This is a genomic window from Mesorhizobium sp. L-8-3, assembly GCF_016756615.1.
In the GTDB taxonomy this organism is placed as follows: Bacteria; Pseudomonadota; Alphaproteobacteria; order Rhizobiales; family Rhizobiaceae.
Genome location: NZ_AP023262.1, coordinates 3,861,657 through 3,884,867 on the forward strand (window position 1 = coordinate 3,861,657; position 23,211 = coordinate 3,884,867).

Consider the following 23,211-nt stretch of genomic DNA (forward strand, 5'->3'; position numbering starts at 1 on the left):
CTGCGATGCGCCGCGAAACGATCGTCAACTGGTCGCTTGCCGGCCTGCTGCTGGCCCTGCCATTCGCCGCGCAGGCGCTGGGCGAGCCGTTCTACATCACGCTCGCGACCCGCATGGCGATCCTCGCCCTCGCAGCCGTCGGCCTCAATCTCGCCCTCGGTCTCGGCGGGCTGGTGTCCTTCGGCCATGCCGCCTTCTTCGGCATCGGTGGCTACGCCGCCGGCATACTGGGCATGCACGCTCTCAATGCCGAGCCTCTGTTTCTTGGCATTCCAGCCAGCGACCAGATCTGGGTAGCCTGGCTGGTCGCGATCGTGGTTTGCGCGCTCGTGGCGCTGGCGACCGGTGTGATCAGCCTGCGTACATCGGGCGTCTACTTCATCATGATCACGCTCGCATTCGCGCAGATGATCTACTATTTCGCCATCTCCTGGCCGGCCTATGGTGGAGAGGACGGCCTGTCGCTGCCGTTGCGCAGCGCCTTTCCCGGCCTGAACACGGCCGATCCCTTGACCTTCTTCCTGCTTTCTTTCGCCGTTCTGGCGGTCACCCTCGTGCTGTTCGCGCTTGTCGGCGGCTCTCGCTTCGGCACCGCTTTGCAGGCGGCACGGCAGAACGAGGCGCGGCTCGCAGCGGTCGGCATCGAGCCGTTCCACACAAGGCTCGTCGCCTATGTCATGTCCGCTGCGATTACCGGCGTGGCGGGCGTGCTCTTCGCCAATCTCAACCGCTTCGTCAGTCCGTCCATGTTGTCTTGGCAGATGTCGGGCGAGTTGATCGTGCTGATCATCCTCGGCGGCACGGCGCGACTCTTCGGCCCGGTTGCCGGTGCGATGCTGTTCGTGCTTTTCGAATTCGTGCTGGGCGGCATGACCGAGCGCTGGCAGTTCTTCCTCGGGCTGATCCTGCTCGCCGTGGTACTCTTCGCGCGCGGTGGTATCGTCGGCCTGCTCGCGGGGAAAGCGCGCTATGGCTGAGCCGATCCTTGCCATCCGCGACCTCACCAAGACCTTCGGCGCTCTCAAGGCGACGGATGGCGTCAGCCTCGAGCTGCGGCCGGGCGAGATCCATGCGCTGATCGGCCCGAACGGCGCCGGCAAGTCGACGCTTATCCACCAGATCTCCGGCACGATCCGGCCCGATGGCGGCACCATCTCCTTCCTCGGCCGCGACATCGGCCCGCTCGACGTGGCCGAGCGGGCGCGGCTCGGGCTCGGGCGAAGCTTCCAGATCTCGTCCTTGGCGCCCGAATTCTCCGCTCTGCGCAACGTGATGCTGGCGGTGCAGGCACGCCAGGGCAAAACCTTCCGCTTTCTCCGGCCGGTGATGCGGGACCGTTCGCTGACCGAGCCGGCCATGGCCATGCTCGAACGTGTGGGCCTTGCCGACCGCGCGTCGCTGCCGTCCGCGGAACTGTCCCACGGCGAAAAGCGCCAGCTTGAGATTGCCATCGCGCTTGCCCTGGGGCCAAAAGCCTTCCTGCTCGACGAGCCGATGGCCGGCATGGGACCTGAAGGATCGAAGCGTCTCACCGGTTTTCTCGACCGACTGCGCGCCGAAGCGCCGATCCTGCTCGTAGAGCACGATATGGACGCCGTCTTTGCGCTGGCCGACCGCATCTCGGTGCTGGTCTATGGACGGGTCATCGCGACCGGGACGGTCGACGAGATCCGCCGCGATGCCGAGGTGCGTCGGGCCTATCTGGGAGAAGAAGCGTGAGCCTGCTCGAAGTGGACCGGCTTGAGAGCTTCTATGGCGCCTCGCAGGCGCTGTTCGGGGTCTCGCTCGCCGTGGCCGAGGGCGAGGTGGTTGCCCTGATGGGCCGCAACGGCATGGGCAAGACGACGACGATCCGCTCCGTGCTGGGTCTCATCCGGCCGCGCGGAGGCCGGATCGCCTTCGGCGGATCCGAGATCGCCGGCATGCGGCCGCACCGCATCGCCCGCCTCGGCATCGGCCTGGTGCCGGAGGGCCGCCGCTGTTTCCCGAATCTCACCGTGCACGAGAACCTGGTCGCCGCCGCGCGCAAGGGCGTCTGGACCGAGGCCCGGGTCACGGAACTCTTTCCGAGGCTCGGTGAACGGCGCGACCAGTTCGCCAGCACGCTGTCGGGCGGCGAGCAGCAGATGCTGGCAGTGGGTCGTGCCTTGATGACCAATCCGCGGCTCATCATCCTCGACGAGGCCACCGAGGGGCTGGCACCCGTCATCCGCAAGGACATCTGGGCGGCGATCCGCACCCTCAAGGCTGCCGGCCAGTCGATCCTCGTCGTCGACAAGACGCTCGCCGAACTGTTGCCCGTGGCGGATCGCTGCTTCGTTCTGGAGAAAGGCACGACCGTCTTCGAGGGAACGCCGCAGGCGCTGACGCCGGAGCTCCAGGACCGGTATCTCGGCGTGTAGCGTCCGGGGTCTATTGGTTCGCGGTCGTGATGGGCGTCATGCTGTGCGCGTGGTTCGCTGAAGCAGCTTGCCATCCGTAGTCACGGCTCTGCCCGCCTTGAAGGCTCGGCGGCCACCGGGAACCGCGACCACGGCTTCCGGCACATGGGCGGCCTCGAGCGCGACGAAATCGGCCGGAGCCCCGACACGCAATCCATAGCTTTCCAGACCGAGCGCGCGTGCGCCGGCTTCCGTCACGGCGTCGAAGGCGGCCGCCAGTTCCTGGTCGGTGTAGAAACCGGAGCGATAGCCGATCATCATGGCCCGGCCCAGCATGTCGCCATCGCCATAGGGCCACCAGGAATCCCGGATATTGTCGCTGCCGCCGAAGACGGTGACGCCGGCCTTGCGCAACGCCAGCACCGGCGGGAAGGGGTGGTCGCCCGGCGCATTGGTCATGATTGCGACACCGGCCGCGGCGAGTTTGTCGGCGGTTCTGGCCAGTATGTCGGCGCTGACGTCGCCCAGGGCATAGGCATGGCTGACGACGACCTTGCCTTCCATGCCGAGCGCGCGCGTGCGCGCGGCGATCTCCTCGATCTGGAAGATGCCGAGCAGGTGGCCGTCATGCAGATGGAGGTCTATCGGAACGCCGCGCTTCTCGGCAATCCCGAACACAATATCGAGATGGCCTTTGACGTCGCGGTCGAAGGATGCCGGGTCGAGCCCGCCGATGACGTCGCAGCCGAGATCGAAAGCGGCGTCGAGCAGTTCGGCCGTGCCGGGGCAGGCGAGGATGCCGTTCTGGGGGAAGGCAACGAGCTGGATGTCGATCACGTCCCGATATTGTTCGCGCACGGCCAGGATCGTTTCGAGCGGCTTGAGGCCGACGGTTCCGTCGACCATGACGTGGCTGCGCATATGCGTCGTGCCGTGGGAGATGCAGAGCTCGAGCTGGCTGCGGGCGCGCTCATCCATCGGCGCCGCCGTCGCCATGTTCTGCCGCTGGAATTCGACGCGTTCATGGACGTCGAAACCGGCCGTGCAGGGTTTGTGCGGCTTCCATGCGTCGCCGTAGAAGCTGGTGTCGAGATGGATGTGTCCTTCGACGAATCCGGGGACGACCAGTGTATCGCCGAGATCGACGACGGTTCGAACGGTCGCGCCTCTTGCAGCCTCACCGATCGCGGCAATCCGGCCCGCATCTACGGCGATCGCGCCTGAAGTGCCGTCCGCGAAGCGAGCATTCTCGAACAGTGCGTCGAAGGTTTGTGTCATGAAAAGCTCCGGTCAGGCGGATGGGAAAGCGCGGGGCGACTATCCGGCGCACGGCGGCGATTTGGCAAGCGGGCCCTGGGCGGACCATTGCCGGCAGATGGGAGGCGCAGCCGGTTTTCTGCGGGGCGGGCGGCTTCCGTGATGCTCCCGATTGTTCCCGCCGGCCGCGACGATTTCCGTCGACAAGGAGGTTTCCGCGCTTCAGCGACGGGGTATCTTCCGTCGCGAACGCGAAGAATCGATACTGAGCGACAATCTCGGAGTTCCGCGTCCTCGGAACCGGTTTTCCGCATGACCGGGCACTTGATCGAATGGAGGTTCTTATGTCTGCACAAACGAACAGGCGCATCGTCCTGGCGGCGCGGCCGACCGGCCGACCGAAGCCCGGCGACTTCCGCCTGGAAACGACCGCGGTTCCCGAGCCGGGCGAGGGCGAGCTCCTGCTGCAGATACTGTATCTGTCGCTCGATCCCTATATGCGCGGGCGCATGAATGCCGGCAGGTCCTATGCCAAGCCGGTCGAGATCGACGCCGTGATGGAGGGCGGAACGGTTGCGCGTGTCGTGCGGTCGCGCAATCCGGACTTCGCGGAAGGCGAAATCGTCCTGTCCCATTCCGGTTGGCAGAGCTTGGCCCTGTCGGATGGAACGGGTCTTCGCAGGCTCGATCCGGGCGCGGCACCGCTGACCACCGCGCTCGGCGTGATGGGCATGCCGGGCTTCACGGCCTATGCCGGCCTCTTGACGATCGGCCGGCCGCAGCCGGGCGAAACCGTCGTGGTCGCGGCCGCCAGCGGCGCCGTGGGCTCGGCGGTCGGCCAGATCGCCCGGATCAAGGGCGCGCGGGCGGTCGGCATCGCCGGAGGCGAGGACAAATGCCGCTTCGTCCGGGAAGAACTCGGTTTCGACGCGGTCGTGGACCATCGCGCCCCGGATTTTCCGGAAAGACTGAAGGCTGCCTGCCCTGATGGGATCGACGTCTATTTCGAGAATGTCGGTGGCCAGGTCTGGGACGCCGTTTTCCCGCTGCTCAACGACTTTGCCCGAATACCGGTCTGCGGCCTTATCGCCCAATACAACGCCATCGACGACAGCCGGCCGGATCGCCTGCCGGTCGTCATGCGTGAAGTGCTGAGCCGCAGCCTGACGATCCGCGGTTTCATCCAGAGGGAATTCGTCGACCAGCGCCCGGCCTTCTATCGCGACATGGCCGGGTGGATCGCCGCCGGCAAGGTCCGCTACCGCGAGGACATCGTCGACGGGCTCGAGAATGCTCCGGAGGCGCTGATCGGGCTGCTCGAGGGGCGCAATTTCGGCAAGCTTATCATAAGGGTGAGCGCATAAAGACCTGACGCTCGGAATCCGGCAGCAAACGGCAGTGTCCGACCCGGAGCTGTCACACTTACCGATGCACGGGGCCTTCGGCTCCGTGCGCCATGTGGACGATCCGGCAGTTCAGTCTGCCTGCTTCACCGCGTAGCTGTTTATGATGGCGCCGTTTCCCAGACGACGAGTCTCGGTGAGATCGAGCCCCGTCTTCCGACCTGGCTTGAACAGCAGCGTACCCTCGCCCAGAAGCACAGGCACGACGCAAATCATCAACTCGTCGACCAAACCGGCTTCCAGCAGGGAATGCGTAAGGTCGGCGCTGCCGAAGACATAAAGCTCCTTCGTCAGCTCGGCCTTCAGGCGCTTCAGTTCCGGCACGATGTCGGCGGTCACCCGGCTGTTGTTCCAGTCGACCGATGTCAGCGTGCGCGAGGCGACCAGTTTCGGCAGCGCGTTCATATAGGTCGCGACCTTGCCCGGCTCGGCCGATCTCCAGTAGTTGGCCATGCCCTCATAGGTCACCCGACCGAAGACGAGCGCCGCGGCATTGTCGCCGAATTCTTCGCTCAGTTTTTCCAGTTCGGGTCCCCAGGCGAGGTTGTGGAAGTCGAGATCCCACTTTTTGGCGCCTTCGAAATAGCCGTCCACGGTCACGAGATTCCAGACGATCAACCTGGCCATGCGCATCCTCCTAAGAATCCAGTTGCAATTTGCAAGCAGATAAGGGCATAGCTTAACTGATCCTGTAATGCAACTGGTTTAAATTTAGGGAAGGCAATGTAGGATGCAGGCCGGTCCGGCTGCCCGACGCGTCTCCCACGAGTTGGTCCCACGGCATCGCCTTCTACACGGCCAACGGGCCAGCCGAACCACTGCACGATCGTCCAAGACCGCCGGATACGCCTCCGCTAGTTTTGTCCTGATGAGCCGTGACCGTTCACCCCTGGTCCTGGGGCTAGCGTGCGCACACATCTATCTGTGGTTGAAGGCTGCTGGCCAAGGCAAAACCCTCGGCGATGGCGTGGAAGCGTCGGAGGCCACGGGTGAATGTAATGGGGCCCGGGGGCCGTTCGCTGGCATAGCCGGTCCATCCGCCGAGCCGGGCAATGCCCCAGGCGGCCCAGGCGAGGCTGTGTCGGGGGTGCGGGTTCTTCTGCTTTTCGGTCCTGCCTTCGAGCCTGCGGATCAGCGCCTCGAGGACGGTGATCTCGGCCGGATCGAACAGCCGCGCCGCCTCGAAGGCGGCGCCGGCCGCATCGCGGCCATGGACGAGTTGCATGACCCTTGTGGCGGCGACCAGCGTGGTTGCAGCCAGTCGTTCGAGCGCCTCGCCGTCGGCAAGCAGGCTTTCCTCAACATCGATGGCCTGCGACTTCAGGGTTCGAAACAGCTGTTCGATGGTCCAGCGCCGGCGGTAGAGGTCGACGATGCGGGCGGCATCGGCCAGCGTGGTGACGCTGTGGGTGGTCAGCAGCCGCCAGATCACCGCCTCCTTGGGCGATGGCGGATCGATCTCGCGCACCTCCACGATGTTGAGGCTGAGCGAGCGCGGATCGCGCCGGTCGGCGCCGGTCTTGGGCTGGCGTATGCTGGCCTGGCCAAAGCGGACGGCGAGGGTGACGGTGCGTCCCGGCCGGCCGGGGCGGGCCTCCAGTTCGAAGACGAGACGGCCGGCTTCGGGCTGTTTGGCGATTTCGGCGAACAGGCGGCCGTGCTCGGCAAGCGCCCGATCCTTGGTGGCGCGGATCAGCACATGCGTGCGCGCGTCGGGCAGCCGGGCGAACACTTCGTAGATGTCGCCCTCGCGGTCGGCGATCACCGTGGCAAGCGGCGTCTCGGGCAAGGCCCGGCGCGCCGCCTGGGCGGTGGCGAGCCATTTGTGGCTTTCCTTGTCCTCGATCGGCAGCGCCTGATAGTTCGCCTGCTTGGGCTTGGTGCGCCGCCAGATCGTGGCACCGGCAAGGCCCAGCACGCTGCCGTCGGCGGCATCCACAGCCAGCGCCGGATGCACGAACAGGCCGACATCGGTGCCGTTGCCGACCCGGCCAAGGCCGCGCTTGCGCAAGGCCTTGGCCTGATAGTTGATCTCGCTGGTATCCTCGATGATCAGCACGTGACGCCCGGCCGCCGCTTCGCCGGCTCGGGCCGCCGCGGTGCGCAGGATCTCCAGCGGGCTCACGCGCGGATTGCCAAAGAAGCGCGTGAACGCGATCTTTTCGGCGCGTGTGTCGGCCAACTGACGCAGGCTCGTGCTGATCCGCGTGCATACGCGCTCCAGCACCATGTCCCCCTTTTTTGCAGGCGCAGGTCGCTGAAGTGTCCAAGACGCAACAGTGCCACAGTCGATGTCTCCCGAATCAACAACGGCAGATACAGAATCACAAACGATTCAACGGCTTCAAGCCACGATCACCACAAATCCCTCTTGACAGCACAACGAACCACTTGTGTGCACACGCTAGGGTCCTGGGGAGGAGAAGGCGATGGCGACGGAGCTTGCCCGGGACGCGGAACTGTGGCGGTCCTTGCTGGCGCTGGTCATGGCGGCGCTTGCGGTGATGGGCAGCCCGGGACCTTCGACGGTGAGCGTGACCGCCGTCGGCGCCGCATACGGGTTCCGGCGGTCGGTTCCCTATATGTCCGGGCTCGTGGCCGGGACGATCGCCGTGCTTCTCGCCGTTGCCGCAGGCTTCGTGGCGCTGCTTCTGTCGATGCCCCGCCTGTTGCCGCTGCTGGTCGCGGCGTCTGTCGCCTATATCCTCTATCTGGCATTTCGCATCGCGACCGCGCCGCCGCTGGCAAGGCAGGAGCGCGATGCGCCTGCGCCGTCCTTCGCCGGAGGCTTCCTGCTCGGCGTTGCCAACCCGAAGGCCTATCTGGCGATCGCGGCCGTCTTTGCCGGTGCGAGTCTCGCCGCTCAGGCGCCGATCGTGGACGCGGCCGCCAAGATCGTCGTGCTCTCGGCAATGATTGTCTTCATTCATGTCTTCTGGCTGGCGATCGGTGTGTCGCTGGCCGCGCTGTTCTACGACCCGGTCACGTCGCGTCGCACCAACATCGTGCTTGCCCTGTTGCTGGTTGCCACGCTTGTTGTCGGCCTCTTGCCATGACCCCTCTCATGTTGAGGAGCATGGTGCGCCTGCGGCCCGATCCTGCTGATTTGACAACGGATTTCTCCGGCGCGCCGCGTGAGATCCCGGGGTGCATCCCGCGCGCCCCCTCGACCTGTCGATACCGGGCATCGGAAGCGCGGAAAGATGCCATCTGCAGGCCGTCCTCCGCTGAACCTCAACAGGCCCTGGGCCATATGCGGCCTTCAGCTTCGAGCAGCTATCCCTGGGCTATGTGCGGCCTGCGGGCCGATCCCAGGACACGCTTCGGGGACGGTCGAGCTGAAGGGATGTCTCGGGCGGCCTCGCTTCCGGGTGGACGAAACCGAAGCCCAGCCAGTTGTTGGGGCGGGCGCGGATATATTGCGGCGGGTAGCGGATGTCCGCGCCGAGCGCCGCGGCCGCGTGCAGGCCCCAGCGCGGATTGTCGAGCATGGGGCGGGCGAGGGCCACGAAGTCGGCTTCGCCATTCGCCACGATGGCTTCCGCCTGCCGCGGTTGGGCAATCATGCCGACGGCCATGGCGGACAGTCCTGTCCGTTTCTTGATCTCGGTTGCGAAGGACACCTGATGGCCGGGTGCGGCCGGCGGGATCGAGATGCCAGGCGCGATGTTTCCGGCAGACATGACCGCGTAGTCGACACCGACGTCTTCGAGCGCCTGCGCGAGCGCGACCGCGTCCTCGAGCGAGGAGCCGTCGGGGTGCCAGTCCGTGCTGTTGATGCGGAAGCCGAGCGCAATAGCCGGCGGCAGGACGGACCGGACGGCACGAGCGATCCCGATAGCGAAGCGCATACGGTTCTCGCGCGTGCCACCCCACCGGTCAGACCGCCTGTTCGACAGAGGCGAAAGGAAATTGTGGATGAGATAGCCATGGGCGCCATGGATCTCGACGAGATCGAAACCCGCTTGTGCGGCGCGCCGGGCGGAGGCTGCGAAGGCGCCGATGATGCGTTCGATGCCCGTCTCGTCGAGCTCTTCCGGCACCGGCCAATGCCCGTCGAAGGCGAGGGGAGATGGTGCAACAGGTGTCCAGGCGCCCTCTTCCACAGGCAGGGGCTCGCCCTTCCAGCGTTCCGGGATAGTGCGCGTCGATGCCTTCCTGCCGCAATGGGTGAGCTGAATGCCGATCCTGGCGCCGGACAGCTTCCTTGCCTCGTCGAGCAACTTCGCGAGCGCGGTTTCCTGATCGTCGCGGTAGAGCCCGAGGCAGCCATGCGTGCCGCGGCCGATATCCTCCACTGCCGTCGCCTCGACGATCACGAGGCCGGCGCCCGACATCATCAGGCCGCCGACATGGATGAGATGCCATGGCTGCGCCACGCCGTCGACGGCGCTGTATTGGCACATGGGCGAGACGACGATGCGGTTTTCGAGCTCGAGGCTGCCGATCCTGCCGGGGCTGAAGAGTGCGCTCATCTCCGTCGTTTCCTCCCTGCCGTTGTTGCTATCCCGGAGTGACCACGAAACCGCCCGCCCGGCAAACCAAGTCGACGGTGACTTGCCAACTTCACCCATGTGAAAGTTCTTTGGGCGCGACCCCAAATTCATGCGTCCGACCGGGCACCGTGTGTTTCACATTTGTGAAGTTTCTCTTCGCATCCGCGATGCGATTGACTCGCTGGTCGACCTGCTCGATGGTCCTGGCAGAGGCGGTCGCAAGACCGGTTCCTGGGACGATCAGCTCCGCGATTGCGCGTTGGCAGCCGCCCGGCGTGGCCGGCCGGCAGAGCGCATTGCTGCCCGACAGGTGTCGGGCCCGAGCGCACGCACCCAGGGTCCGGATCGCGGCAGTTGCGGTCTGGAGGAGTTTCGCATGACTCAGGGCAATCGGGCTACGAAGAGCAGCGGGGCGTGCCGGGTCGACGTCATCGTCGTCGGCGCCGGCTTCGCCGGGATGTACGCCACCTACAAGTTCCGCGAGATGGGCAAGAACGTCGCCGCGATCGAGGCCGGCGGGGACGTCGGCGGGGTCTGGTACTGGAACCGCTATCCGGGCGCCCGCTGCGACCTGATGAGCGTCGACTACAGCTACGGCTTCTCGCCGGAGATCGAGCAGGAATGGACGTGGAGCGAGCAGTTCGCGGCACAGCCCGAAATCCTCGCCTATGCCAATTTCGTGGCGGACCGGCTCGACCTGCGACGCCACTACAGGTTCAACACGCGCGTGACGCGCGCCGCCTGGGACGAGGAGGCCAAGGTCTGGCGTGCCACCATCGACACCGGCGAAACGCTGGAAGCGCCCTATTGCATCATGGCGACTGGTCCGCTTTCGGTGCCCAAGGATCCCGAAATTCCCGGAATCGAGCGGTTCGAGGGCACACTGCTCCGCGCGCAGAAATGGCCGCACGAACCCGTCGATTTCGCCGGCAAGCGCGTCGGCGTCATCGGCACCGGTTCGACCGGCATCCAGATCATCCAGACCCTGGGCAGGCAGGCAGGCGAACTGTTCGTCTTCCAGCGCACGCCGAGCTTCACGCTGCCGATGCGCAATCACGTGCTCGAGCCCGACTACATCGCCGAGATGAAGCGGCACTACCGCGCGATGCGCGAGGCCATGCGCAACAATCCCACCGGCGGCACGCGGCCGGCGACCTCGCGCCCCTTCTTCAGCCTGCCGCCATCCCAGCGTCGCGAGGTGATGGAGCAGGCCTGGATCAATGGCGGCCACACCTTCCTCGGCTCCTTCGCCGACCTGCTCAGCAACCAGGAGGCCAATGACCAGGTCGCCGACTTCGTGCGCGAGAAGATCGGCCAGATTGTCGAGGATCCGAAGACCGCGGAGGCTCTCAAGCCGCGAGGCTATCCGATCTTCGCCCGCAGGCCCTGCCTCGATACCGAGTATTACGAGACCTACAATCTGCCGAACGTGCATCTGGTCGACGTCTCGAAGGACCCGATCATCGGGATCACAGAGAAGGGCGTCCGCACCGAGAGCGGCGAGACCGAACTCGACATGCTGATCTTCGCGACCGGCTACGACGCGCTGACCGGCGCGCTGCTCGCTTTCGACGTGGTCGGCCGTGGCGGCCGCACATTGAAGGACAAATGGAAGAACGGCCCGCGCTCCTATCTCGGCTTCATGGCGGAGGGCTTTCCGAACCTCTTCGCGCCGAGCGGCCCCAACGGACCGGCCGCACTCGCCAACCTCGTCACAATCGCCGAGCACGACGTCGACTGGATCGCCGAAATGGTCTCGTTCATGGAGGCGAACGGCATCCGTACGGTAGAGCCGACCGTCTCGGCCGAGGAAGGCTGGATGGCGCTGGTGCTGTCGATGGCGGAGAAGTCGCTGATCCGCAAGGCCAACACCTGGTGGGTGGGCGCCAACGTCAAGGGCAAGCCGCAGGGCTTGACGATGTTCATCGGCGGTTTCCAGAAGTATCGCGAACTGTGCGCGGCGGCCGCCCAGGACAAGGCGTCCAACTTCGTCTTCGACCGCGCGGCGCAGTGCGCGGCTGCCTGACCGCGCGTTCACCCTCGCAGACGGACGCGCGTGGGCGAGTCCGGCCGCTGAACGTCGACAGGTCGACTTGGAGTTTTTCGTTCCGCTGAAGGATCAGGCGGCCGGGCCGTCAAATGGACTTTCACATAGGTGAAACTTCCCTTCGCATTCGCGTTGTGAATTGACGTGGCGCGCATCGGCTTCGATTTTGCCGCCCCGCCGGGGGAGCGCCGGTGATGGAGTGATGAGGAGCACCCAATGCTAGGCCTGATGCAGGACCGCCCGCTGCTGATCTCGACGCTGATCGACCACGCGGCGCGCTACCATTCCGACGTCGAGATCGTTAGCCGCACCTGCGAGGGGCCGACGGTGCGCACCAACTGGCGCGACCTGTCGAAGCGTATCGCGAAGCTGGCCAACGCACTGAAGAGCATGGGCGTCAAGCCGGGCGACCGCGTGGCCTCGCTCGCCTGGAACACGCACCGCCATGTCGAGCTGTATTTCGCCGTCTCCGGCATCGGCGCGATCCTGAACACGGTCAATCCGCGTCTTTTCCCGGAGCAGGTCGACTACATCGTCAACCATGCCGAGAACCGCGTGCTCTTCTTCGACATCACGTTCTCCGGCCTGGTCGTTGGGCTCCAGTCGAAGTTCCGAACCGTAGAGCGCTACGTCGCGCTCACCGATGCCGGTCACTTGCCGCCCGACGTAGACGGCGTCCTTGCATATGAGGACCTGCTCGCCCCGGAACCGGACACGGTCGAGTGGCCCGTCCTCGACGAGCGGACGGCGTCGGCGCTCTGCTATACGTCAGGGACAACGGGCAATCCGAAGGGCGTGCTCTACTCCCATCGGTCCACGCTGCTGCATTCCTTCATGGTGTGCACGGCGGACGGCTTCCGGCTCTCGAGTGCCGACAGCGTACTCCTGGTCGTGCCGCTGTTCCACGTCAATGCCTGGGGAATCCCCTATGCGGCGGCGATGTGCGGAGCGAAGCTGGTGCTGCCCGGCCCGAAGCTCGACGGCAAGAGCCTGTTCGATCTTGCCGCCGAGGAGCGGTGCACCTTCTCGCTCGGCGTGCCGACGGTCTGGCTCGGCTTCTTCCAGCACATCGATTCGACGCCTGGCATCGATACCTCGGCGCTGCGGCTGGAGCGTGTCGTCGTCGGCGGGTCCGCGGCGCCGCGTGCGATCATTGAACGTTTCCGCGGCCTCGGTGCCTTCGTCATCCACGCCTGGGGCATGAGCGAGACCAGTCCCGTGGCGACTGTCGGCAACCTCCTGCCCAGGCATCGCGACCTGCCGGAGAAGGAACAGGTCGACGTCCAGGTGCGGCAGGGACGCGTCGTCTACGGTGTCGAGTTGAAGATCGTCGACGAGAACCGGAACCCGCTGCCGCAGGACGGCACGGTCGCCGGAGACCTCTACGTGCGGGGGCCCTGGGTCACATCAGGCTATTTCAAGGGTGTCGGCGGCAACATGCTGGACGAGGACGGCTGGTTCCCGACCGGCGACGTCGCCAAGATCGATGCGGACGGTTACGTCGTGCTGACCGACCGGTCGAAGGACGTCATCAAGTCGGGCGGCGAATGGATCTCGTCTATCGACCTCGAAAACGCCGCCGTGGCGCATTCCGACGTGCAGGAAGCTGCCGTCATCGGCCTGCCGCATCCGAAATGGCAGGAGCGTCCGTTCTTGATCATCGTGCCGAAACCCGGCACCGCGCCCAGTCGGGAGGAAATTCTCGGCTTTCTTTCCGAGCGGGTCGCCAAATGGTGGTTGCCGGACGATGTGGCCTTCGTCCCGGAACTGCCGCACACCGCGACCGGCAAGCTGCAGAAGACGAAACTTCGGGAGCAGTTCCGCGATCACATCTTGCCGGTCAACCAGACTTCACATTCATGAAAGTGTTCTACACGCTTCTGGCGTGATTGCTTCACCGGGCCGCTTCGCATAATCCTTTGGCAACGACCGGTCGCATTAGGGAGGAATGATGCCGCGCGCATTTTTCGACGATCCGGATGGTACGCTCGCAATGTTGCGGGACAGCGTCGAGACGTTGTCCGCCCGCTATGCGGGGCCAGCATCTCTTCGCGCCAAGCGCGCACGCCAGGGCGATACCGACCCCGCGCTGTGGGCCGCAATGGCTGAAGCCGGCTGGACTGGTCTTCTGCTTCCCGAAGATCTCGGCGGTGCCGGTCTTGGCTTCGCCGAGCAGGCGGTGCTGAGCGAGGCGCTCGGCCGCGCGCTGATCTGCGAACCCATCGCCGCCGGCTCGGTCTTCGCCTCCGTGCTGCTGCGCGAGGCGCCTTCCTCCGCAGAGCGTGACCGGCTTGCCGCCGGCCTTGCGGACGGATCGCTGCGCATCTCGCCGGCCTGGCGCCAGCCTTCGCAGCATTCGTCCGGACGGCCGCTGACAGCGTCCGAAGACGCCTCGGGCATTTCCCTCGACGGAGGACTGCAGTTCGTTGATGCGGCCGCGTCCGCGACCGACTTCCTGGTCGTGGCGCCGCTCGCCGACGGTGCGGTGCTGGTGTCGGTGCCGGCATCCGCGCCCGGCGTCTCGCTCGACCAGAAGGCGGGCGTGGATGGCGCGACCATCGGCGCGCTGCGCTTCGGCCGGGTTTTCGTTCCTGCCGAGCGCGTGCTCGCCCGCGCCGGCAGCCTCGACGCGCTTGTCGAGAACGCCGTACTCCATGCCCGCGTCGCGCTTGCGGCCGAACTCGCCGGCATCGCCAGCAAGGCTGTCGAGATGACCATCGCCTACACCAGGGACCGTGTGCAGTTCGGCAAGCCGATCGCGAGCTTCCAGGCTGTCCAGCATCGCCTCGTCGACATGTGGAGCGACGCCGAGTTCGCCTGCGCCTCCGTCGTCAATGCGGTGACGCGCCAGTCCGAGGGCGACGACAAGGAAGCCCGGCTCGCGGTGCTCGCCGCCAAGGCGCGCGGAGGCGACGCGGCGACCTCGATCTGCCGGCGCGCGGTGCACCTGCACGGCGCGATGGGCTTCACCGACGAGCACGACATCGGTCTCTACCTCAAGAGGGCCATCGCGCTCAGCGCCACGCTCGGCCAGCCGGAAGCGCTGCGCCTCGAATTCGTCGAACTGGAACGCGCGGCCTGAGCGGTCGCGGGGAGGATTTCGTGAAAAACAATCTCATCAAGGTCGAGATCACCGACAAGGTCGCCGTCGTTACGCTCGACAACCCGCCGGTCAACGCCTACTCGAAGGAATTCGCCGAGGAACTGATCCAGGCCTTCGATGAGTTGAACGACACGCCGGAAGTGCGCTGCATCCTCGTCACCGGCCGCGGCAAGGTGTTTTCGGCCGGTGCCGACATCAAGAACCGCCAGGCCATCGGCGACATCAAGGGCGAGACCTATCGGCATCTGCGCCGCACGCGCGAAGTGTCGAACTGCATCATGGAGTGCAACAAGGCGGTCATAACCGCCGTCAATGGTGCCGCCCTCGGCGCGGGCCTCGGCCCGGTGATCGCGGCGGATATCGTGCTGGCTTCCGAGACCGCGGTGTTCGGCTTGCCCGAGATCGACATCGGCCTGATGGGCGGCGCCCGCCACGCCATGTCGTTCTTCCCGAAGACGCTGGCGAGGCGTATGATCCTCACCGGCTATCGAGTTCCGGCCGCCGAACTCTACCGCCGCGGCATCATCGAGGCCTGCGTGCCGCCTGAGCGGTTGATGGAGGAAGCGATGACGATGGCCCGCACCATCGCCTCCAAGAGCCCGAAGGCGCTGAGCCTCGCCAAGCGCGCCATCAATACGGTCGAGCATATGCCGCTGCGCGATGGCTACCGCTTCGAACAGAACCTGACTGTCGAGATGACCCGCCACGAGGATTCCAAGGAGGCGATGCGCGCCTTCATGGAGAAGCGACCGGCCGTGTTCAAGGACGTGCTGTGATGGCAAGGGACTGGAACGCGCTGTCCGACGAGGACTTCCGCGCCGCCTTCCGCGACCTGGTCGAGCGTCGTCTGCCGGCGGAACTGCGCTTCATGCGCAAGCAGCGCCCGCTCTTCGACGAGGTTGCCGTATGGTACCATGCGCTCGCCGAGGAGGGGTGGTTGTCGCCGGTCTGGCCGGTGGAACACGGCGGCATGGGCCTGAACCCGGCCAAGCACATGATCTATGTCGAGGAGTGGGGGCGGCTGGGCTGCCCGCGCATCCCCGACCACGGCCTCGGCCTGATCGGCCCGCTGCTGCTCGCCTTCGGCACGGAGGAACAGAAGGCGCACTACCTGCCGAAGATCCTGTCCGGCGAGCACATCTGGTGCCAGGGCTATTCCGAGCCGAACTCGGGATCGGACCTCGCCAGCCTGCGCACCGCGGCGGTGCGCGACGGCGATCATTTCGTCGTCAACGGCCAGAAGATATGGACGACGCTGGCGCACTGCGCCAACTGGATCTTCGCGCTGGTGCGCACCAGCCGCGACGAGAAGGTGCGCCAGAAGGGCATCACCGTGCTCCTTATCGACATGACCACGCCAGGCGTGAAGGTGCGCCCGATCGCCAACCTGCGCGGCGAGACCGACTTCTGCGAGGTCTTCTTCGACAATGTCCGCGTCCCTGTCGAGAACGTCGTCGGCGAGGTGGACCAGGGCTGGAACGTCGCGAAGTCCGTGCTCGGCCACGAACGCATCTTCCTCGGCGCGCCGACGCGCCCGGAGATCGCGATCGAGCGCCTCGAGAAGCTGGCCGGTGCGCGCGGCGCGTTCAACGACCCGGCCTTCCTGTCGCGCTACGCCAGGCACCGGCTCGACCTCTACGACCTCGGCTCGGCCTTTGAGCGTTTCGCCAAGGTGCTGCGCGAGGGCGGAGAACTGGGCGCGGACGTCTCGATCCTGAAGATCTTCACCACCGAGCTCTACCAGCGCATCACCGAGGAGACGATCGCGCTTGCCGGCGAGGACGCCCGCTACTTCGACGACATCGAGGCGGGCAACGACCAGGTCGATGCGATGAACCTGTTCCTCGATTCGCGCGCGCCGGCGATCTTCGGCGGCTCGAACGAGATCCAGAGGAACATCCTTTCCAAGGCCGTGCTTGGACTGCCGGGCTGAACAGAACGACAACCGTCGGCCGCACGCTGCGGCACAAGACGGAAGGGAGGAAAGATGACCGTTTCCGCAGCGGCCCTGCCGCGGGACGAAGCCGTTGCCAAGGCCGACTACGTCCTCGAGGCCCGTGGCCTGACGAAGGTCTTCGGCGGCTTCGCGGCCGTGAAAGACGTCAACCTCTCGGTTCGACGCGGGGCGATCCACGCGCTGATCGGCCCGAACGGTGCCGGCAAGACCACCTGCTTCAACCTGCTCACCAAGACGCTGGTCCCAACGGGGGGACGCATCCTCTTCGATGGGCATGACATCTCCGCGCTGCGCACCTCCGAGGTGGCGCGGCGCGGGCTTGTGCGCTCGTTCCAGATCTCGGCGACCTTCCCGAACCTCACGGCACTCGAGAACGTTCGCGTCGCGCTGCAGTCGTCCTACGGCACGGCCTTCCACTTCTGGCGGTCGCTGCGGGCGGTGGCGCCGCTCAACCGCCGCGCCGAGGACCTGCTGGAGCAGGTTGGCCTCGGCGCCAGCCGTGACACGCTCGCGGCCGAACTCTCCTACGGCAAGAAGCGCGCACTGGAAATCGCGACGACGCTGGCGCTGGAACCGCGCGTGATGCTGCTCGACGAGCCGACCGCCGGCATGGGCCACGAGGATGTCGAGCCGATCACCGACCTGATCCGCAGTGCCGCCGTCGGCCGCACCGTGCTGCTCGTCGAGCACAACCTGTCGGTCGTGTCGACGCTCTGCGACAGGATTACCGTTCTGCAGCACGGCCAAATTCTGGCCGAGGGCAACTATGCCGAGGTCTCGAACAATCCTGCCGTCGTGACCGCCTATATGGGAGGCGTCGATGAATAGCTTGGCAATGCCCAAGGCCGCGCCCGTCTCGGTCAACGCGATGCTGAAGGTCGAGGACCTCAACGCCTGGTATGCCGAATCGAAGGTGCTTCACGGCATGACCTTCGACGTGCGCGAGGGCGAACTGCTGACGCTTATCGGGCGCAACGGCGCCGGCAAGACGACGACGCTGCGGTCGATCATGGGGATCGTGCGCAAGCGCACCGGCTCGATCAACTTCTCAGGACAGGAATTGGTCGGCAAGCGTACCTTCGAGATTGCGCGGCTGGGCATCGGCTACTGTCCCGAGGAGCGCGCGATCTTCTCCTCGCTTTCGGTGCGCGAGAACCTGTTCCTGCCGCCGGTGCTGCGCGCGGGCGGCATGACCGACGAGCAGCTCTACGCGACCTTCCCCAACCTCAAGGCGCGGGCGGGCAGCCAGGGGACGAAGCTTTCGGGCGGCGAGCAGCAGATGCTCGCCATTGCCCGCATCCTGCGCACCGGCTCGCGGCTCCTGCTGCTGGACGAGCCGAGCGAAGGCCTCGCGCCGGTGGTGGTAAAGGAGATCGGCGAGACTATCCAACGCCTGAAGGCGCAGGGGTTCACCATCATGCTGGTCGAGCAGAACCTCCGCTTTGCGCGCCAGGTCGCGGACCGGCATGTCGTCGTGGAGAACGGCAAGGTGGTCGACATCCTCACCAATGACGAACTCGCCGCCGAGATGGGCCGCGTCAAAACCTACCTCGGAGTCTGACGACGATGTTCGAAGGTATCAGCACTCAGCTCCTGTTCGGCCAGATCCTGCTCGGCCTGATCAACGGCTCGTTCTACGCGATGCTGTCGATGGGTCTTGCCATCATCTTCGGCCTGATGAACGTCGTGAACTTCACCCACGGTGCGCAGTACATGCTCGGCGCCTTCGTCGCCTGGCTCCTGCTCACCTATCTCGGCCTCGGCTACTGGCCTGCGCTGATCATCGCGCCCGTGGCCGTGGCTGTCACCGGCATGGTCATGGAGCGACTGCTGCTGCGCCCGCTGCAGAACCTCGACCACCTCTACGGCCTCCTCGCCACCTATGCCGTCGCGCTGATCGTGGAGGGCCTGGTCCGCTATCGGTACGGCTCGACCGGGCTGCCCTACGAGAACCCGATCCCGGGCGGCATCAATCTCGGCTTCATGTTCCTGCCGTATTACCGGCTCTGGGTGGTCGTCTTCTCGATCGTGACCTGCGTCGGAACCTGGCTCCTCATCGAGCACACCAAGCTCGGCGCCTACCTGCGCGCCGCCAACGAGAAGCCGCAGATCGTCGAGACCTTCGGCATCAACGTGCCCAAGATGATGACGCTGACCTACGGTTTCGGCGTCGGCCTGGCGGGGTTGTCCGGCGTGCTTGCCGCGCCGATCTATCAGGTCTCTCCCTCGATGGGATCCAGCCTGATGATCGTCGTCTTCGCAGTCGTCGTCATCGGCGGCATGGGCTCGATCATCGGCGCGGCCGTCACCGGATACATGCTCGGCGTGGTCGAAGGCCTGACCAAGGTCTTCTATCCGGAGGCTGCCAGCGTCGTGATCTTCCTGTTCATGATTGTCGCGCTCTACCTGCGCCCCTCGGGTATCTTCGCCAGCAAGGAGTCGGTCTGATGCAGCGCTTGCTCCTCCTGGCGATCGTCGCCGCCCTGGCGATCGCGGCGCCTTTCTACTTTTACTCGGTGACGCTGATGACGATCATGTGCTTCATCGTCTTCGCGTGCTCGTTCAACCTGCTGCTCGGCTATACCGGCCTGCTCTGCTTCGGCCATGCGATGTTCTTCGGCGGCGCGGCCTATGTCACCGGCTACGTCCTGAAGACGACGGCCCTGTCGACCGAGTTCGCGATCCTGGCCGGAGGGTTGGCGGCCGGCCTCCTGGGGACGGTGATCGGTTACCTGACGATGAAGCGGCAGGGTATCCAGTTCGCGATGATCACGCTCGCCTTCTCGCAGTTCATCTATTTCATCTTGCTGCAGGCGCCGTTCACCGGCGGCGAGGACGGCATGCAGGCAATCCCGCGCAACGATCTGTTCGGCGTGATCGACATCGGCTCGAACCTGACCTTCTACTACGTGGTGCTGGCGATTACGGCGCTGTGCGTCTTCGTCTACTACCGCGTGGTGCATTCCCCCTACGGCGAAGTGCTGAAGGCCGTTCGCGACAACCAGCCCCGGGTCGAGTCGCTCGGCTTCGACCCGGAGAAGGTCAAGCTGGTTTCCTTCATCATCTCCGCGTCGATGGCGGGTATCGCAGGCGGCATGAAGGCCACGGTCTACCAGTTCGCGACGCTGACCGACGCCTCATGGCCGGTCTCGGGCGAGGTCATCCTGATGACGCTGCTCGGAGGCCTCGGCACGCTCGTGGGCCCGGTGTTCGGCGCGGCCGGCATCATTCTTCTGAACGACTATCTCGCCGGGTTCGGCGAATGGGCGTTGATCTCACAGGGCGCGATCCTGCTGGCGGTCATCGTTTTCTTCCGGCGCGGTATCGTCGGGGAACTGTCGGCGCTGCGGCGTTATCTCGCCCGTCGCCCGGCGGCGCCAGAGCGGCCGGTGACCGGAGAGACAAAGGCGGTCGAAGCCCGCGGCTAAGACGCGCCGTCAGAATTCGATGTCGATCGGCTCTTCGAACGGATCGGCCGGCTTGACCGACTTGACCGCGCGCTGGAGCACCGCGAGGTAACGGTCGTGGTGCTCCAGGAAACGCTCCTTCGCCCCGCCGAGGAACAGCACCGCCGCCTGGTTCTGGATCTTCACCGGCAGCAGCATCGAGAGCGTGGCGCCGCCGACGAACGGAACGTCCTGCGAATAGCAGTAGCCCTTCTGCCTGATCTCCCGCACCCTCTCCAGGATCGATGGAACCGTCACCCGCATCGACTTCTCTGAGGCGATGTTGGCGCGCCGCACGATATTGTCGATCTTGTCGTCGGGAAGCGTCGACATCAGCGTCCAGCCGATGCCGGACTGGGTCAGCGGCCGCAGCGTGCCCTCCGGGATCACGAAGCGCAGCGCATGGACCGACTGCATGTTCTGCACATATTGCAGGTAGACGTCGTTCTTGGTGCTGATGCCGACGCCTTCGCCTGTTGCGGCGTGAACGTCGCGCATGGCGTCCAGGACGCGACCCGACCCGAACAACGCGCGCGGCACCCAGTCTCCGAGCGACGTCACCTTCGGTGTCGGGAAGTAAACCCGCTCGCGGCGGTCGAAGTTGAGGTAGCCCAGCGTGACCAGCGTCTTGAGCAGGACCGTGGCGCTCGATTGCGGATAGCCCAGCGCGAGAGCGATTTCCGACATCGAGCGTGGTTGCCTAACCCCTGTGAAATACTCGAGAATCTCGATCGCGCGAGACGCGGACTTGACCTGTGCGGACTGCATTCCCGGCTCCTGGCTCCGCCTGGCGAACTTCAGGGATGTGAAACTGCGCCACACGTACAAATGTTTGTGGCACGCGCCGATAGCGCATGACAAGGTACTCACCGTCAAGTCCGGCAGGGAGGAATTGCCGCGGGCTTGTTCCCGAACAGCACCTGAGGTGACCCGGCGAAAGCCGGCGGGAAGGAGGAAAGATGAAGCTCGGCCTTTTCTACGAACATCAGTTGCCTCAGCCTTGGACTGAAGGCAGCGAGCAGAAGCTCTTCAACGACGCGCTCGACCAGATCGAACTCGCCGACCGTCTCGGCTTCGACCACATCTGGGAAGTCGAGCACCATTTCCTCGAGGAGTATTCCCATTCTTCGGCGCCCGAAGTCTTCCTCGGCGCGGTGTCGCAGCGCACGAAGAACGTGCGCATCGGCCACGGCATCTGCCTGTCCTCGCCACGCTACAACCATCCGGCGCGTGTTGCCGAACGCCTTGCGACGCTGGACCTGATCTCGAATGGTCGCGTCGAATGGGGCACCGGCGAATCCGGCTCGCTGATGGAAATGCAGGGCTTCGGCATCGAGCCGGCGCAGAAGACCGCGATGTGGCGGGAGGGTGTCGAGCAGACCGCCAACATGATGGCGATGCGCCCTTACCCCGGCTTCGAGGGCCAGTTCTTCTCTATGCCCGTGCGAAACGTCGTGCCGAAGCCATTGCAAAAGCCGCACCCGCCGATCTGGATGGCATGCTCGCGCCGCGAGAGCATCCTGCGCGCGGCACGGCATGGGGTCGGCGCACTGGTCTTCGGCTTCGTCGAAGCCTCGCAGGCCAGGCAGTGGCGCGACGAATACTATGCCATCATCAAGTCGGACGAGTGCGTGCCGATCGGCCATTCGGTCAACGCCAACTTCGCAACCCTCAACGGCATGATGGTGCACGAGAATCGCGACGAGGCGATCCGGCGCGGCCTCGATGGCTTCCGCTTCTTCGGTTACTCGATCGCGCATTACGCGGTCTATGGCGAGCACAAGCCGGGCGTCACCAACCTCTGGAAGCGCTTCCAGACGATCAAGGACGACATGAAGGAGACGCCGGGTTCGGGTTCGATCGGCACGCCGAAGAGCGTGCGCGAGCACCTGAGGGCCTACGCCGATGTCGGCATCGACCAGATGATCTTCATCCAGCAGTCCGGCATGAACCGGCACGAGCATATCTGCGAGGCGATCGAGCTGTTCGCCCGCGAGGTGATGCCCGAGTTGAAGGAGCGCGAGGACGAACGCGTCGCCCGCAAGGCCGAGGAACTCGCGCCTTTCATCGAAAGGGCTCTCGCGCGCAAGCCGCGCACAGCCGAACTCGCGCTCGACGAGGTCCCGAACGTGGAATCGATCGGCATCGTGCTCGAGCGTCGGTCAGGCAAGAACTACGCGTCGGCCGGCGGGACCTATGCCGACCCGACGCGGGGTGGCGCCATCCCGATGGCATCGCGCGAGACATTCGCCAAGGCGGCGAAGGCAGGATGAATGCGTACGCGACAGGAGTGGAACAGGTGACGGGACTGCGCAGGCTCGAAGGGCGTGTGGCGCTGGTGACCGGCGGCGGCCGGGGCATCGGCCGGGCAATCAGCGAGGCGTTCGCCCGAGAGGGCGCGGCCGTCGGTGTGCTCGACCTCAAGCCGGAGGTCTCCGGCGAGGCGGCGGATGCGATCAATGCCGCGGGCGGCAAGGCGATCCCGATCGTCGGCAACGTCGCGAAGCGGGACGACCTGTTCGCTGCGGCCGCGAAGCTGAAGGAGGCTTTCGGCCAGACGACCATCCTGGTCAACAACGCGATGTGGAACCGCTACGGCCCGCTGCTGGAGCAGGACGAGACCACGATCGGTCGCATGATCGACGTCGGATTCAAGGGCGTGATCTGGGGCTACCAGGCGGTCGTGCCGCAGATGCAGGAGGCGGGCGGCGGAGCGATCGTCAACATCGCCTCGCCGGCGGCGCTCATCGCGATGCGGCACGGCATCATGTACAGCGCCGTCAAGGCGGCCGTGCAGGCCGCGACGCGCTCGGGTGCCGCGGAGTTCGGCCCGATGAACATCCGCGTCAATGCGATCGCTCCAGGCTCCACACGCACGGACGGAGCGAATCTCGTCGTCGACGAGGCTGGATGGGAACGCCGGCGCCAGAAGGTGCCGCTCGGACGCCTCGGCGAGCCGGCTGATATCGCCAACGCGGCGGTGTTCCTCGCCAGCGACGAATCCAGCTGGGTCAGCGGCGACATGATGCTCGTCGATGGCGCAATGACTTTCGCTTTCTCGTGAACGGGCCGGCGACGGTCGCAGGGTAGTGCAACAGCCTCGCGGACAATCGAGAAAATC

General features: G+C 65.5%; 21 protein-coding genes. 16 read left to right on the top strand and 5 right to left on the bottom strand.

Features of this window, described 5'->3' with window-relative positions; all coding sequences use genetic code 11:
• The first annotated feature begins 5 nt into the window (after positions 1 to 5).
• The 3 genes from JN302_RS18040 to JN302_RS18050 are packed head-to-tail and all read left to right on the top strand — an operon-like array spanning position 6 to position 2,402.
• The gene (locus JN302_RS18040; protein WP_202334326.1) at positions 6 to 977 is read left to right on the top strand and encodes a branched-chain amino acid ABC transporter permease; all 972 of its coding nucleotides are present in this window, start codon (positions 6 to 8) and stop codon (positions 975 to 977) included.
• Complete coding sequence (locus JN302_RS18045) at positions 970 to 1,719, top strand: ABC transporter ATP-binding protein (protein WP_202333962.1); 750 nt, start codon at positions 970 to 972, stop codon at positions 1,717 to 1,719. The genes JN302_RS18040 and JN302_RS18045 overlap by 8 nt, the downstream gene beginning before the upstream one ends.
• Positions 1,716 to 2,402 carry an ABC transporter ATP-binding protein gene (locus tag JN302_RS18050; protein WP_202313913.1) on the top strand — a complete coding sequence of 229 codons (687 nt, stop codon included), beginning with the start codon at positions 1,716 to 1,718 and terminating at the stop codon, positions 2,400 to 2,402. The genes JN302_RS18045 and JN302_RS18050 overlap by 4 nt, the downstream gene beginning before the upstream one ends.
• 36 nt (positions 2,403 to 2,438) lie before the next feature.
• Here JN302_RS18050 and JN302_RS18055 read toward each other — a convergent pair whose 3' ends face one another.
• Complete coding sequence (locus tag JN302_RS18055; RefSeq protein ID WP_202333963.1) at positions 2,439 to 3,659, bottom strand: amidohydrolase family protein; 1,221 nt, start codon at positions 3,657 to 3,659, stop codon at positions 2,439 to 2,441.
• A gap of 323 nt (positions 3,660 to 3,982) precedes the next feature.
• Here JN302_RS18055 and JN302_RS18060 point away from each other — a divergent pair, with 323 nt between their 5' ends.
• The gene (locus JN302_RS18060; RefSeq protein ID WP_202333964.1) at positions 3,983 to 5,002 is read left to right on the top strand and encodes an NADP-dependent oxidoreductase; all 1,020 of its coding nucleotides are present in this window, start codon (positions 3,983 to 3,985) and stop codon (positions 5,000 to 5,002) included.
• A 111-nt stretch (positions 5,003 to 5,113) separates the two neighbouring features.
• Here the strand turns inward: JN302_RS18060 and JN302_RS18065 are convergent, their stop codons facing one another.
• Positions 5,114 to 5,668 carry a dihydrofolate reductase family protein gene (locus JN302_RS18065; protein WP_202313919.1) on the bottom strand — a complete coding sequence of 185 codons (555 nt, stop codon included), beginning with the start codon at positions 5,666 to 5,668 and terminating at the stop codon, positions 5,114 to 5,116.
• 274 nt (positions 5,669 to 5,942) lie between these two features.
• Positions 5,943 to 7,271, bottom strand: a complete 1,329-nt coding sequence (locus tag JN302_RS18070) for an IS4 family transposase (protein WP_202332839.1) — start codon at positions 7,269 to 7,271, stop codon at positions 5,943 to 5,945.
• Positions 7,272 to 7,470: 199 nt separating this feature from the next.
• Here JN302_RS18070 and JN302_RS18075 point away from each other — a divergent pair, with 199 nt between their 5' ends.
• Positions 7,471 to 8,097 carry a LysE family translocator gene (locus JN302_RS18075; RefSeq protein WP_202313921.1) on the top strand — a complete coding sequence of 209 codons (627 nt, stop codon included), beginning with the start codon at positions 7,471 to 7,473 and terminating at the stop codon, positions 8,095 to 8,097.
• Between the two features lie 231 nt (positions 8,098 to 8,328).
• On the opposite strand, the gene JN302_RS18080 is transcribed toward JN302_RS18075, so the two are convergent.
• Positions 8,329 to 9,516, bottom strand: a complete 1,188-nt coding sequence (locus tag JN302_RS18080) for an NADH:flavin oxidoreductase/NADH oxidase (protein ID WP_202313923.1) — start codon at positions 9,514 to 9,516, stop codon at positions 8,329 to 8,331.
• 397 nt (positions 9,517 to 9,913) lie between these two features.
• Between JN302_RS18080 and JN302_RS18085 the strand changes: the two genes are divergently transcribed.
• From JN302_RS18085 to JN302_RS18125, 9 genes are all read left to right on the top strand, one after another.
• On the top strand, positions 9,914 to 11,563 hold the full coding sequence (locus JN302_RS18085) for a flavin-containing monooxygenase (protein WP_202333965.1): 1,650 nt from the start codon (positions 9,914 to 9,916) through the stop codon (positions 11,561 to 11,563).
• Positions 11,564 to 11,800: 237 nt separating this feature from the next.
• Positions 11,801 to 13,447: a long-chain-fatty-acid--CoA ligase gene (locus JN302_RS18090; protein ID WP_202333966.1), complete on the top strand. Its 1,647-nt coding sequence runs from the start codon at positions 11,801 to 11,803 to the stop codon at positions 13,445 to 13,447.
• Positions 13,448 to 13,535: 88 nt separating this feature from the next.
• A complete protein-coding gene (locus JN302_RS18095) occupies positions 13,536 to 14,666 on the top strand; it encodes an acyl-CoA dehydrogenase family protein (RefSeq protein ID WP_202313929.1) in 1,131 nt (376 codons plus the stop codon).
• 20 nt (positions 14,667 to 14,686) lie between these two features.
• Positions 14,687 to 15,463 carry an enoyl-CoA hydratase/isomerase family protein gene (locus tag JN302_RS18100; protein ID WP_202333968.1) on the top strand — a complete coding sequence of 259 codons (777 nt, stop codon included), beginning with the start codon at positions 14,687 to 14,689 and terminating at the stop codon, positions 15,461 to 15,463.
• Positions 15,463 to 16,620, top strand: a complete 1,158-nt coding sequence (locus JN302_RS18105) for an acyl-CoA dehydrogenase family protein (RefSeq protein ID WP_202333969.1) — start codon at positions 15,463 to 15,465, stop codon at positions 16,618 to 16,620. The genes JN302_RS18100 and JN302_RS18105 overlap by 1 nt, the downstream gene beginning before the upstream one ends.
• 54 nt (positions 16,621 to 16,674) lie before the next feature.
• Positions 16,675 to 17,472, top strand: coding sequence for an ABC transporter ATP-binding protein (locus JN302_RS18110; RefSeq protein WP_202313934.1), 798 nt, complete (start codon positions 16,675 to 16,677; stop codon positions 17,470 to 17,472).
• Entirely contained in the window at positions 17,465 to 18,205 is a 741-nt protein-coding gene (locus JN302_RS18115; protein WP_202313935.1) for an ABC transporter ATP-binding protein, read from the top strand. The genes JN302_RS18110 and JN302_RS18115 overlap by 8 nt, the downstream gene beginning before the upstream one ends.
• A 5-nt stretch (positions 18,206 to 18,210) precedes the next feature.
• Positions 18,211 to 19,092, top strand: coding sequence for a branched-chain amino acid ABC transporter permease (locus tag JN302_RS18120; RefSeq protein ID WP_202313936.1), 882 nt, complete (start codon positions 18,211 to 18,213; stop codon positions 19,090 to 19,092).
• Positions 19,092 to 20,072, top strand: coding sequence for a branched-chain amino acid ABC transporter permease (locus JN302_RS18125; protein ID WP_202313937.1), 981 nt, complete (start codon positions 19,092 to 19,094; stop codon positions 20,070 to 20,072). The genes JN302_RS18120 and JN302_RS18125 overlap by 1 nt, the downstream gene beginning before the upstream one ends.
• A gap of 9 nt (positions 20,073 to 20,081) precedes the next feature.
• Here the strand turns inward: JN302_RS18125 and JN302_RS18130 are convergent, their stop codons facing one another.
• A complete protein-coding gene (locus JN302_RS18130) occupies positions 20,082 to 20,858 on the bottom strand; it encodes an IclR family transcriptional regulator (protein WP_202313938.1) in 777 nt (258 codons plus the stop codon).
• Between the two features lie 191 nt (positions 20,859 to 21,049).
• Here JN302_RS18130 and JN302_RS18135 point away from each other — a divergent pair, with 191 nt between their 5' ends.
• Positions 21,050 to 22,363: an LLM class flavin-dependent oxidoreductase gene (locus tag JN302_RS18135; protein ID WP_202333970.1), complete on the top strand. Its 1,314-nt coding sequence runs from the start codon at positions 21,050 to 21,052 to the stop codon at positions 22,361 to 22,363.
• Positions 22,364 to 22,389: 26 nt separating this feature from the next.
• Positions 22,390 to 23,154, top strand: a complete 765-nt coding sequence (locus tag JN302_RS18140) for an SDR family NAD(P)-dependent oxidoreductase (protein WP_202333971.1) — start codon at positions 22,390 to 22,392, stop codon at positions 23,152 to 23,154.
• The last annotated feature ends 57 nt before the right edge of the window (positions 23,155 to 23,211 follow it).